This window comes from Prochlorococcus sp. G4PB17 (genome assembly GCF_059772445.1).
On record NZ_CM186288.1, the window covers coordinates 621,828 to 635,114 of the forward strand.

Consider the following 13,287-nt stretch of genomic DNA (forward strand, 5'->3'; position numbering starts at 1 on the left):
TTAATGGTATACAATTTAAAACACCAAAATCAAGGCATAAAAGATTGTATAAGGCTTAATACTTCATTTATAATTTTACCTATTTAAAATATGACTAATATAGAATTATTTCAAGCGAATAAATATCCTTTAAACAATGGTATGCGTCTTATAGAAGCAAGTGCTGGAACAGGGAAAACATTCTCCCTTTCTCACCTTGTCTTAAGGTTATTGACTGAAAAGGAATATTCAATAAATGAAATACTAGTTGTTAGTTTTACAGAAGCAACAGCATCAGAAATCAAAGCAAGAATTATTGAAAGATTAATTTTAGCATTAAAAATAATTGAATCAAAAAATGAAAGCGTGGAACCATATAAAATAGATAATGTATTAAATGAATGGGTCGAATTAAATATAACATCTAAAGAAAGAGCTCTATATATCTCTTCCCTGATATTAGAAGCATTAGAGAGAATTGATAATGCAGACATAACAACAATCCATGGTTTTTGTAGCAAGACACTTCGTAGAGAGGCTATTGAGAACGGATATAATTTAAATCCAACAATCAAAAAAGATTCAGAATCACTAATAAATGAAATTGTGGAAGAATATTGGAATAAAGAAATATTAGAAATAGATATTTCAGAATTAAAAGGAATATTTAAAACCAATTTCAATCGTAAGAATTTAATTCAAGTTCTTAATACATTGGATAATGATCCAAGTAATATTTTCAAGCAAACATTTAATAACTTAAAAATAGATGAAGGTCTTTCAAACCAATTAAACAACTATATTAAATCATTATGGATAGAGTTTACGACTTTATGGAAAGAAAAGGGCCAGAAGCTTGAAAATCGCTTCATAGAAATTGCGAAGGATCTAAGATCTAAGGGTATTAAAGAGACAAAGCCATACTCATCCAAGCCAAGAAAAAATCGTTTTGAGCTTTTAAGTAACTGGGTTGAAGAATATACAGAGATAACGCGTCCATCATATGAAGATATTCAAAATCAAACCCTTATAAATAAATATTTTCATCCTAAAAATATTTACCAATTAAATATGAAATACAACATTGATTATTGTTCAAAAGAACTGAAGTCAATTCTTGATATTATTGGAGATTTATATGATAGCCCAGGGGAATTCGTTTGGGAACATGCTTTACTATGGTCTAAGAGAGAGCTTGAAAAAAGAAAATCTAAAAAGGGTTTGATAAATTATTCTGACCTACTTAAATTGTTAGATCCAAAAAAACGAAATAATACTGGGATCAACAATGAAGTTAAGCCTGATAATGTCTATAAAAATCTAAAACTTAGATATAAAGTAGCACTAATTGATGAGTTCCAAGATACTGATCCCGTCCAGTTAAGATTACTAAAAGAAGCCTTTGGAAACCAATCAACACATCTATTACTAATGATTGGAGATCCAAAGCAAGCAATCTATAGTTTCAGAGGTGGAAGCTTAAATACATATATGAAAGCCAGAAAAGATTGTGCTCAAATTCATATAATGAATGCAAATTATAGAAGTACAAAGCCTCTAATTTTAATACTCAATAAATTATTTCATGATGGTTTAATAAGATCAAAACTCTCAATCCAAGAACTTAATCCATGTTCACAAGAAGATCAACTAAGACTGAATGGAATAAAAGAACCATTTAAGATAATAAATCTAATAGGCAATCATCAAAAAGAAAACATACCAAAAATGCAATTAGAATCAAAAAGTAAAATAGAGGATAAAATTCCTAAAGTTATTGGATATTATTTGTTAGAATTATTAAGCAATAATACCAAAGATTTAAATCCCTCAGATATTTGCATACTAGTCAATAGACACGATCAAGCTAAAAATATCCATTGCTATTTATCAAAAATAAAAATTCCTTCACAACTCCTAAGTAATGAAAATATATTTACTAGAGAGGGTGCTCAAATCCTACAGATCTTCCTTAACTGTATCGTCAGTCCATATAACCAACAAAAACTTGCCCTACTAGCTTGTTCTGAGCTGATGCAATGGGAAAAGGAAAAACTTGTTGAATCAAAAATTAATGGAGATTTTGATTCATTATCATCGAAGTTCTATGAACTTGCAAAATCATTTCCAAAGATTGGATTATTAGGCTGCTTATCAAAATTTCTTGAAGGGAAATCAATAGCTGATCTTTCTCATAGAGGAACTTTATTAGGTGATCTTTACCAATGCTCTCAGTTAGTAGACGAGCAGATCCATCGACAGAAATTTAATCCTTTAAGAGCATCACAATGGCTGAGTAGTCAACGGTTCCAGCCCATTGAGCCCATACCTGAAGAATATCAACCTAATAGTGCCATTAGTAACAGCTCCATAAATATAATTACAATTCACAAGAGTAAAGGACTTCAATTTAAAATGGTGATTTGTCCATACTTGTGGCAAAAGCCTCCAGATAAAAAAAATCATTTATGGAAAGATAATCAAAATCTATTAATTTCTAAAAAGTATAAATGGTATAAAAAATACAGTTCATATCAAGATTTCATTAGAAAAGAATCATTAAATGAAGCAGAGCGATTAGCTTACGTTGCTTTTACAAGAGCTAAAAAACAATTAATAGTCCTGTGGGCAAAGGCTGCTGCTCAAGAAGGGAACCCTCTTTCAGGATTTTTATTTGGATCTGAATCAATAAATCTAAATATAGAAGACCATACAAAAGAAATGATGGAAAAATCATTTCAGAAAAGGGAACTAAAAGTTGATATTCAAGATATAAAAGCTTTTGAAACTAATAAAACATGGACTCAACCTAAAAGTGAAGTCAAATTATCACTTGGAGCAATTCCTAAGCATCAATTCGAAAATAGTTGGGGAAGGTATAGTTTTTCAAGATGGATAACACAAAAAAATAACGAATTGACTCTGGAAGACTTATCAGATGAGTTAAATGAAGATCATGCATTTAAAGATGAAATTGAGGATATATCTCCCCAAGAAATTGATCAGGTATTTTTAGAGAAAGAACAAAGTATTGACATAGCGGGCGAGAAGATATGGTCAAAAGAAAGTCCTATTGGTAATTTTCCTCGAGGCCCTATAGCAGGGACTTGTCTACATAAAATACTTGAAAGAATAGATTTAAATGATATTGAAAATAAACTAAAAGTTTTAACTATAATAAATGAAGAATTAAATAAAGTTAATATAAGTAATTCATTTGCTGAACCAATTAATATTTTATTAAATAGAATTGCAAATATCCCTTTAGGAGGTCCTTTAGGTAAATTTAAAATGAAAAATTTAAATTCTAAAAGCTCCATTAAAGAATTAAAATTTGATATTCCAATTTGTCATGACGCTAATCCAATTAATACTCTCGAATTATCATCAATATTTAGAGAAGATGACCAAAATAAATATGGCTCAGACTATATAAATAAACTGATGAATCTAAATATCTATAGCAGCGGATTCCTAACCGGATCTATAGACCAAGTGTTTGCAGATAACTCAAATCAAGAAATTGCTAAATGGTGGGTTTTAGATTGGAAAAGTAATTGGATAGGAAGTTCTCTATCAAAAGAGGATGATTCTTCTTGTGGTCCATCAAATTATTCAATTTCCAGAATGGATGAGGAAATGTACCATCATCACTATCCACTACAAGCCCATATATATTTACTTGCTTTACATAGATTTTTAAATTGGAGGCTCCCTAATTATTCACCTCAAAAACATCTTGGGGGTTACATTTATGTGTTTTTGAGAGGACTCCCAGATAAAGTGGATTTAGAAGAAAAAAATCTTCATCAAAGGACTCCAGGCTTAATCGTCGAACCTGCTCCTATTGAAAGAATTAAAAAATTAGATTTATTAATCAAAAGACAACAATAATGAGAGAGCCTTTGAAAAAAAAATTTTCAACTGATTTAAATAAATCATTATTAGCTACTCTTATTCGCTATTTCCCACCTATAGAGTTTAACGAAGCTTTAATTGATGTCGTAAATGTATTAATGGATGGATTATCAAGAGGTGATATTTATGTAGATATGAAGGAAATTCCTAAAAATCTAGAACTTAAATATAAAGGTTGGCCCAGCTCTCATATGAAAGCGTTATTAGAGAGTGGCTGGACAAAAGGAGATCGCTCCCCAGTAGTCATAAATGGGGATTTGATAAGTTGGCGTAGATCACATAATGAGATAGTTGAGACCATTGATAAAATTCTCGTAAGGAATCATTCTATTGATCATTTCTCAAAAGAATTACCTATTCGAATTGATGCTAAGAATTTAGAGCATCTAAATAATCAACAAATAAAAGCTATTAACCTTGTTAAAAGTGAACAAATCATCTTATTAAGTGGTGGGCCAGGCACTGGCAAGACTAGTACCATTCTTCAAATGCTTTTACAAGCACTAACAAGAAATCCAACTCTTGATATTGCAATGGCTGCTCCAACAGGGAAAGCCGCAAAAAAACTAAAAGATACTATTCAGGCAGGTATCGAAGATTTTGAAGATCCTTTAAAGGATAAGCTTTCTAATATTCCTTCTAAAACATTACATAAATGGTTGGAAGCAGGACCAAATGGCTTCAAAAGAAATTCTCAACGTCTATTAAATGTAGATCTTATAGTTGTAGATGAAATGTCAATGGTTGACTTATCAACCATTAATGGATTGTTCGATGCATTAACAAAATCATGTCAAATAATCTTAGTAGGTGATCCTGACCAATTATTACCAATAGGAAGTGGTGGTATATGGCAAATTTTGATAGAGAAAGAAACGAAAACTAACTTTCAATCAAACTCTATCAAACTTACAAAATCATACCGAAACAAAGGAGATATAGCTATTTTAAGAAAAACCCTAAAAGATAAAGGCGTAGATGCCTTTTGGCAACGGCTTTCAAAGAGTGAAGATTCATCAAATACACGTCAGTACCTTTCATCCCTAAAAACTATTCCAGATCCCGTAGTAAGAACTCTTTTCAACTACAGAAAGAAGCTTAAAAAGTTAACAGCAAATTGTATCAATCATATTCCTACTGAAGCATGGCAATCAAGCATCATAGAGGTACCACATTCGGTTGAGATAATAAAACTCTTTAAATTCATAGATAATCTTCTTATACTTTGTCCGCAAAGATATGGACCCTGGGGTGTAAAAAAAATCCACGAGTTCCTATTAGGGAAGAGATTTGAGGATGAAGTATACAGGTGGGGGGAGGGAACACCAATCATGGCAAAAAGTAATCAACCTGAAATAGGTTTAGCCAATGGAGACGTAGGGATAATTATTGGCAATAGCGAGAAAAGACGTTTTTTATTTAATGTTTTTTCTGAGGAACAAAAACTAGTAACTCGATTAATAAACCCATCTAGATTAAATAAGTATGATGCGGCATATGCAATGACAATCCATAAAGCACAGGGGAGTGAAGCTGATCAAGTTCTTTTACTTTGGCCAAATACCTCAAAAGATTTAGAAGAGAATACACTCAAAAAATATTATTCTGATGATTATGAAAAAAGAATGCTTTACACAGCAATAACTCGTGCAAAAAAACAATTACTGGTGTTTACAAATAAAGAAGAAGACTTTTAAAGATGTGGTCAACTTTTTCCTAAAAGGATTTTTGAGATGATAAAATTAATCTTATATCCCTTTAACAAGGCGAGTCAGCAAAGCACGGTTATACACCGATCGGAAGTTGCCTGCCTAATTTGAAGGACAAAAAGGCAACCATTATTAGATGACAAATAAAAATCTACATGAGGATTCTTCATGTCCAGTAGAACAAGATGTTCTCAATGAATCTTCTGAGGCAATATTGGATGAATGTGATCAAAATTCAGAAAATGGATTTTCTGAATTTAACTTTAGTGAAGAACTAATTCAAACAATCTCTGATAAAGGCTACTCATCACCCACTCCGATTCAAAAAGCTGCAATTCCTGAATTACTTCTTGGTAGAGATCTAGTTGGACAAGCTCAAACAGGTACAGGTAAAACAGCAGCATTTGCATTGCCAATCCTTGAAAGACTGAAAAAGAATGTTGGACATCCACAAGTTTTAGTTCTAGCTCCAACTCGCGAGTTGGCTATGCAAGTGGCCGAATCATTTCGAACATATTCCGCAGGACATCCGCATTTCAAAGTACTCGCAATATATGGAGGCTCTGATTTCCGAAATCAAATAAACACTCTTAGGAGGGGAGTTGATGTAGTTGTGGGGACTCCTGGGCGAGTCATGGATCATATGCGCCAAAAGACTCTAAATACTAGTCATTTGAGTTGTTTAGTGCTAGATGAAGCTGATGAAATGTTAAGAATGGGATTCATTGATGATGTTGAATGGATTTTAGAACAATTGCCAGAGGAGAGACAACTGGTTTTATTCTCAGCTACGATGCCATCTGAGATAAGAAGATTATCAAAAAAATATTTAAATAGTCCTGCGGAAATAACTATAAAAGCAACTGAATTGAAGGAAAGGCTTATCAGGCAAAGGTATATAAGCGTACAAAATGTTTATAAAATTAATGCACTTCAAAGAGTACTTGAAGCTGTTTCTGAAGAAGGAGTAATAATATTTGCTAGAACAAAAGCAATTACAATTGTAGTAGCTGAAAAATTAGAATCATATGGATATAATGTAGCTGTTTTAAATGGAGATATTCCTCAAAATCAAAGGGAAAGAACTGTTGAAAGATTAAGACAGGGTTCTATAAATATTCTAGTAGCTACAGATGTCGCTGCAAGAGGCCTCGATGTCGATCGAATTGGTTTAGTAATTAATTACGATATGCCCTTTGACCGAGAAGCTTATGTTCATAGAATTGGCAGAACTGGACGTGCAGGAAGAAATGGTGAGGCAATTCTATTTGTTAATCCTAGAGAAAGATCTTTTTTAAGTAATCTTGAAAGAGCTGTAGGACAACCAATTGAAAAGATGGAGATACCAGACAATGAACTTATAAACAGCAACCGAATTAAGAAGCTACAAGAAAAATTATTAAAAGCGGCTTCATCAGAGAGGGATAATCCAATAGAAACAGATATTTTAAAAGAATTAATTAAAAAAATTGAAAATGAATTAGAAATAGATCCAAAAGACTTAACACTAGCAGCTTTAAATTTAGCTGTTGGTTTTAACTCACTTCTTGAGCATGGAAGTGAAGAATGGATCAAGCAATCATCTCAAAGAAACTCAAGGATTGATCGAAGAGATAACAAATTCAAACAACGACGCAGGGGAGATTTTGATAACAACAGGCTTGAGGATGAAATGGAGAGATTTAGAGTTGAAGTTGGCCACCGAGATAGAGTTAAACCGGGAAATTTAGTTGGAGCGATCGCAAACGAGGCTGGCTTAAAGGGAAGGATGATTGGCAGAATAAGAATATTTGAAAATTACAGTCTTGTGGATTTACCAAAACAAATGCCCGAGAATGTTTTTCAAGCTTTAAAAAAAGTAAAGGTAATGAATAGAGAATTACAAATAAACAGGACTGATTAAAAATTAAAAAAATGTTTGGCAAATTAATAGTCAAAAGCACAATTCCATTAATTATCTTAAATATAGGTGTACCTCTAAAAATTCAAGCTGAGCATAAAAATAGTCTGATTAATAAATTCTGTATTGCCACATTAAAAGCAAAACTTAATATTAAGAATAAAAAGAGGTTGGATCAAATTAGTCATTATACATGTGAATGTTTTTCGAAGAAGTTTAAGGCTGGATCTTCAATAAAAAACTCACGAATTTACTGTAGAGATAAAGCTGCAGAGAAGTTCAATCTCTAAATAAAAAGGAATCCTCATATAATGAAAAATCCAAAATCCAATAAACCATTAATAAGACTTTTGAGTAATCTTAAAAGTCAAAAGCCTCTAATATATTCGGCGATTATTTGCTCTATATTAAATAAATTTTTTGATCTTGCACCACCTGTTCTAATTGGTATATCAGTAGATGTGGTAGTCAGACAAGAAAGTTCATGGCTTAGTTCAATAGGCTTTATTAGTGTCCCAGATCAATTAATCGCACTTGCAATAATTTCATTTTTGATATGGACAGCAGAATCATTCTTTGAATATTTATATGGATTAATGTGGAGAAATTTAGCTCAGAAGGCACAGCACTATTTAAGAATCAAAGCATATGGCCATTTACAAAAATTAGAGATGACATTCTTCGAATCAGATAATACAGGAAGGCTTATGACTGTACTGAATGACGATATCAATCAACTAGAAAGATTCTTGGATGAAGGAGCTAATAAAATTATTCAATTAATAATTACTGTTTTTATCGTTGGTGGGGCAATGATTTTATTAGCTCCCGGTATTGCATTGCTTGCATTCATTCCTATTCCATTTATTCTTTGGGGTTCGATTAATTTTCAGAAGAACCTAGCTCCTCGTTACCGTGAGGTCAGAGATAGAGCTGGAGATCTTGCCTCAAGACTTAACAATAACCTCAGTGGAATGGTTACTATTAAAAGTTTTGCTACTGAGGATTGGGAACTTGAAAGATTAAGATTAGATAGCAATTTATATCAAGAAAGTAATAGAAAGGCAATTAAGCTATCAGCGGCATTTATCCCATTAATTAGATTCGCAATACTATTTGCATTCCTTGCAATATTAATTGCTGGAGGCTTCCAAACCTGGAAAGGATTAATGCCAGTGGGAACTTATAGTTTTTTAGTATTTATTACTCAAAGATTATTATGGCCCTTAACGACATTAGGACATATTTTGGATGATTATCAAAGATCAATGGCTTCAACAAATAGAGTTTTAGATTTAATAGATACTCCAATAAAAATTAGAACTGGAAAAATCAAATTAGATCCTAATAATATTCAAGGTGGAATAAAATTTAAAAATATTGATTTCACATATCAAGGTCGATCCCAAATCATCAAAAACTTTAATTTAGATATTAGTCCTGGCAAGAAAATAGGCATTGTAGGTGCTACCGGTTCTGGCAAAAGTACACTTGTAAAACTATTATTAAGGCTGTATAAAATCAGTGAAGGTTCAATAGAAATTGATGGGAAATCAATTGAATCATTGGATTTGAAAAGCCTACGACGATGTATTGCATTAGTAAGCCAAGAAACATATTTATTCCAAGGCACAATTGAAGAAAATATTTCTTATGGATCACAAAATACTGCTAAATCAAAAATTAAAAATGCTGCTGACATTGCCGAAGCAACTGAATTTATTAGTCAATTGCCAGAAGGGCTAAAAACAATAGTGGGAGAAAGAGGACAAAAGTTATCTGGTGGACAAAGACAAAGAATTGCTATCGCAAGGGCAATCTTAAAAAACGCCCCAATATTAATATTAGATGAGGCAACAGCATCTGTAGATAATGAAACTGAAGCAGCTATTCAAAGGTCTCTTAAGAAGATAACAAATAGTTGTACAACAATTGTTATTGCACATCGTTTAAGTACAGTAATAGATGCTGACGAAATTATAGTTTTAGATAAAGGTAAAATTATCGAAAAGGGAACACATAATTCTCTTCTAAAAAATAAAGATTTTTATTACTACCTTTGGAAAATCCAAGCTGGTGAAAATAATATTTAAATTATATGAAAAAAGTAAAAGAACTAACTACTCTTTTAAAAGTATCTTGCATTTTTGACCAGCGTTGTTCACTAGTGCTAGCAGCGAGTGTGTACAAATAACCTCTTTCCACGACAACAGTGGCTATTTCGTGCCTACTGTTTCCTGCTAAGTCAACAAAGTATTCAAGATCATAGAATTTTCGTTGATCAACTTCCCTCTCCGAAGCATCAATTAATTGAATAGGATTATCACTATTTTTTTCACCAAAAAGTCTTTCCCCTACAGCATCCGCTCCACCCAAATCATCTAAATCCACTTCGTTTTCCAATTTAGAAATAACAAGACTGAGAGTTTCATCAGAGTTGATCAAATCATGGTAAACAACCTCTGGCCCATTATCGACAGCCACTCTCGTCCATCCTGTTGGGAAAAGAAAACCATATCTTCCATCTTGACTTTTAAAAGGTTCCAACCCTGCGGATACCCCCGTAGAGCAAGCTCCGAGCGTCAAGACCAACGCTATAGCCAAAAGAGATTTAAAAGATGTTCGAAAAAATTTGATCATTTTGGAGACTCAAGCATCACTATTTTGATACATTTCCAATTTAACTGACGGTAATCTTCTTTAAATTAGTGCAACCTAGATAAAACTCTGACTAAATTCAAGTTAATTGCTTCTGAACTCTGAGCGGCTTCACTAAACCATTATCAAAATTAATTGATCAGTTTGAGCAATTGCCTGGTATCGGCCCCAGAACAGCTCAAAGATTAGCTCTACATCTTTTGCGCCAGCCAGATGAAAAAATAAGATTGTTTTCAGAAGCTCTGGTTAATGCGAAATGTCAAGTAGGTCAATGTAAGACGTGCTTTCATTTAACTGCTGGAGAGCAATGCGAAATTTGTTTAAATAAGCAAAGAAATCAAGAACTCATTTGCGTTGTTTCTGAGTCAAGAGATTTGCTTGCCCTTGAGCGCACTAGAGAGTACAAAGGTCTTTATCATGTGATTGGGGGGTTAATTTCTCCGATGGATGGGATTGGGCCAGAAATGCTTGAAATATCAAGCCTTATCAAAAGAGTCGATAAAAATAATATCAAAGAAGTCATCCTTGCCCTAACACCCAGTATTGAGGGGGATACCACTAGCCTTTATGTGGGTAGATTACTAAAACCGTTCACAAAAGTCACTCGCATTGCTTATGGACTTCCTGTTGGAAGTGAGTTGGAATATGCCGATGAGGTAACACTTTCGCGTGCTTTAGAAGGTCGTAGAGACTTTGATTAATCATCAAACATATGACAACAACAACAAGAAAAACAACAAAATATAGTAGCTTCCCGCCGGAAGAGCGTTTACCTAATTGGATCAAGCCATCCATAGGGAACGCAACTCAACTGGAAAAAGTTCAAAAGCTCGTAAAAGAAAATAGATTACATACGATTTGTGAGGAAGGTAGATGCCCAAACAGAGGTGAATGTTATGCCGCTGGTACGGCTACTTTTTTACTAGGTGGTTCAATATGTACAAGGAGCTGTGCCTTTTGCCAGGTAGAGAAAGGGAAGTCGCCCGAAAAAGTAAATATTTTTGAAGCAGAAAAAGTAGCAAATGCTGTTCAAATTTTGAATCTTAAATATGTGGTACTAACCGCAGTCGCAAGAGATGATTTACCAGATCACGGTGCAAGTCTATTCACGACAACAATGGATGCAATTAGATCATTGAATCCTGGTGTCGCAATAGAGGTGCTAACACCAGATTTCTGGGGCGGCAACAATAAGGACAATGTCGAAAAGCAAAGGGAGCGACTTAGGCTAGTTCTCTCAGCTCATCCTATTTGCTTCAACCATAATCTTGAAACAGTAAAGAGACTTCAAAGAGAAGTCAGGAGAGGCGCTACATACGAACATTCACTAAACCTTCTCAAATTCGCCAGAGAAATTGATCCAAAGATTCCTACAAAATCAGGAATAATGCTTGGACTGGGAGAAAAATTCCATGAAATAATTCAAACCCTTAAAGACCTTAGAGAAGTCGATTGTCAATATTTGACTGTCGGTCAATATTTACGACCTTCACTTGCTCACATTCCAGTTTCTCATTATTGGTCACCAACAAAATTCAATGATTTTGCTGAAATAGCAAAGAGACTAGGTTTTAAAAAAGTAAATAGCGGTCCTTTAGTAAGAAGCAGTTACCATGCGAATGACACATTAAATTAGTCTTCTTAAAAAAGTTTTTGCTACTCCGACCAACTCCGATAACTTCTTTCAAATACTTTCTCGCAATTACCTACCATAAACGCTCCTGCACCTCCCCAAACAAGTCTCAAAGGCAAATCCAAGGGAGATGATCCAACTTTACGCACAGTATTAAATCCACGCCTCCGAAAATAACGTTGCAAGATTTCATGCTGATTGTTTTCATCATAAATAGCCAATAATCTCGCGCTACGACATGGAGTCTCCTCTAAAGCCCAGGCCATAGTTGCAACCCAGATTAAATCACCTACTTTAGAAGTGACGTTCTTACCAACCTTCATCGTATCAAGCTGAAGACCATTCGTATTTTGATAGGCCCATCCTTTCATTTCACCCAACAACTGAATTTTATTATTACTGGTTATTTCGCCAACAACTAACTTAAACGACCAAATATTGAGAGGTCTCCTAACTTGTATTCGCAGCAACAAACCCCTATCAGAGGCTTCTTTTTCTAATTGTATTAAATTAGGTTTAGTCATGAAGATGGCCATATGGAATTTTCAGGTAGACGTTTCATTATTTCATCAATTTGACGTTGTCTTTCCGCAAATCTTGCTCTATCACTATCTGTAAATTTGTCAACACAAGCCTCGCATTGCAAGCCTTTGATATACGTTGGTTTTTTCAAGTCCTCCGGAGAGATCGGTAGCCCACAAGCATGACACATCCGATGTGAACCGGGTAATAGTTCATGATCTAAAGAGACACGTTGATCAAAAACAAAGCATTCACCTTTCCATAAACTATTCTCAGAGGGAACATCTTCCAAATATTTTAGTATTCCACCCTGAAGATGATATACGGCGGAAAAACCTTCTTCTAGCAAATAAGAGGTAGCTTTTTCGCATCTTATACCACCCGTACAATACATCCCTATTTTTAAAGAGGGATTCTCTTCGATTAACGGTTTTAAATGCTTTTGCACCCATTCCGGGAATTCACGAAATGAGCTTGTGTGAGGATTTAGAGCACCTGCAAAATTTCCAATTTTTATTTCATACTCATTACGAGTATCAATAACAACACTATCAGGATCTTCTAAAAAATCATTCCATTCACAAGCTTTTATATATTTACCAACAGCTTTATTAGGATTAATTTGTTTTAGCCCAAGCGTGACGATTTCTTTTTTCTTACGAGCTTTAAAGCGGCGAAAAGCCTGTTTCTCACTCCAACTATATTTGACATTAATCTCCGATACCTTTAAAAGTTTCTCTAATGTTTCAATGAATTGAACTATCCCATTTTCAGTTCCACAAACCGTTCCGTTGACACCTTCAGAAGCTAGTAAAATAGTTCCTTTTATTTCTTGATTCGTTGCTAAATTCGTTAATTCTTCTTTGATTAAAAGAATTTCTTGATCAATAATCGATATAAAATTGTAAAACGCAGCAACTTTATATTTGGATTTCATTAGGCTATCTTCTGTTTTCATACCTACTTTT

General features: G+C 33.7%; 10 protein-coding genes. 7 read left to right on the forward strand and 3 right to left on the reverse strand.

Features of this window, described 5'->3' with window-relative positions:
* The first annotated feature begins 90 nt into the window (after positions 1-90).
* The 5 genes from AC6EJB_RS04075 to AC6EJB_RS04095 all read left to right on the forward strand — a co-directional run bounded on the left by AC6EJB_RS04075 (position 91) and on the right by AC6EJB_RS04095 (position 9,599).
* Complete coding sequence (locus AC6EJB_RS04075) at positions 91-3,873, forward strand: UvrD-helicase domain-containing protein (protein WP_498492436.1); 3,783 nt, start codon at positions 91-93, stop codon at positions 3,871-3,873.
* Positions 3,873-5,594 (forward strand): AAA family ATPase, encoded by a 1,722-nt coding sequence (locus tag AC6EJB_RS04080; protein WP_498492437.1) that lies wholly within the window; start codon positions 3,873-3,875, stop codon positions 5,592-5,594. The genes AC6EJB_RS04075 and AC6EJB_RS04080 overlap by 1 nt, the downstream gene beginning before the upstream one ends.
* Positions 5,595-5,742: 148 nt before the next feature.
* Positions 5,743-7,509 carry a DEAD/DEAH box helicase gene (locus tag AC6EJB_RS04085; protein ID WP_498492438.1) on the forward strand — a complete coding sequence of 589 codons (1,767 nt, stop codon included), beginning with the start codon at positions 5,743-5,745 and terminating at the stop codon, positions 7,507-7,509.
* Between the two features lie 11 nt (positions 7,510-7,520).
* Positions 7,521-7,796: a hypothetical protein gene (locus tag AC6EJB_RS04090; protein WP_498492439.1), complete on the forward strand. Its 276-nt coding sequence runs from the start codon at positions 7,521-7,523 to the stop codon at positions 7,794-7,796.
* 21 nt (positions 7,797-7,817) lie between these two features.
* Positions 7,818-9,599, forward strand: a complete 1,782-nt coding sequence (locus AC6EJB_RS04095; protein WP_498492440.1) for an ABC transporter ATP-binding protein — start codon at positions 7,818-7,820, stop codon at positions 9,597-9,599.
* 1 nt (position 9,600) lies between these two features.
* Here the strand turns inward: AC6EJB_RS04095 and psbP are convergent, their stop codons facing one another.
* On the reverse strand, positions 9,601-10,146 hold the full coding sequence (psbP, locus tag AC6EJB_RS04100) for a photosystem II reaction center PsbP (RefSeq protein WP_498492441.1): 546 nt from the start codon (positions 10,144-10,146) through the stop codon (positions 9,601-9,603).
* A 119-nt stretch (positions 10,147-10,265) separates the two neighbouring features.
* Between psbP and recR the strand changes: the two genes are divergently transcribed.
* Positions 10,266-10,865, forward strand: a complete 600-nt coding sequence (recR, locus tag AC6EJB_RS04105; RefSeq protein WP_498492961.1) for a recombination mediator RecR — start codon at positions 10,266-10,268, stop codon at positions 10,863-10,865.
* Positions 10,866-10,876: 11 nt separating this feature from the next.
* Positions 10,877-11,800, forward strand: coding sequence for a lipoyl synthase (lipA, locus tag AC6EJB_RS04110; RefSeq protein WP_498492442.1), 924 nt, complete (start codon positions 10,877-10,879; stop codon positions 11,798-11,800).
* 20 nt (positions 11,801-11,820) lie between these two features.
* Here lipA and AC6EJB_RS04115 read toward each other — a convergent pair whose 3' ends face one another.
* Together AC6EJB_RS04115 and trhO are read right to left on the reverse strand one after the other, a co-directional pair.
* The gene (locus AC6EJB_RS04115; protein WP_498492443.1) at positions 11,821-12,321 is read right to left on the reverse strand and encodes a hypothetical protein; all 501 of its coding nucleotides are present in this window, start codon (positions 12,319-12,321) and stop codon (positions 11,821-11,823) included.
* Positions 12,318-13,277 (reverse strand): oxygen-dependent tRNA uridine(34) hydroxylase TrhO, encoded by a 960-nt coding sequence (gene trhO / locus AC6EJB_RS04120; protein WP_498492444.1) that lies wholly within the window; start codon positions 13,275-13,277, stop codon positions 12,318-12,320. Before trhO ends, AC6EJB_RS04115 begins: the two co-directional genes overlap by 4 nt.
* Between the last annotated feature and the right edge of the window lie 10 nt (positions 13,278-13,287).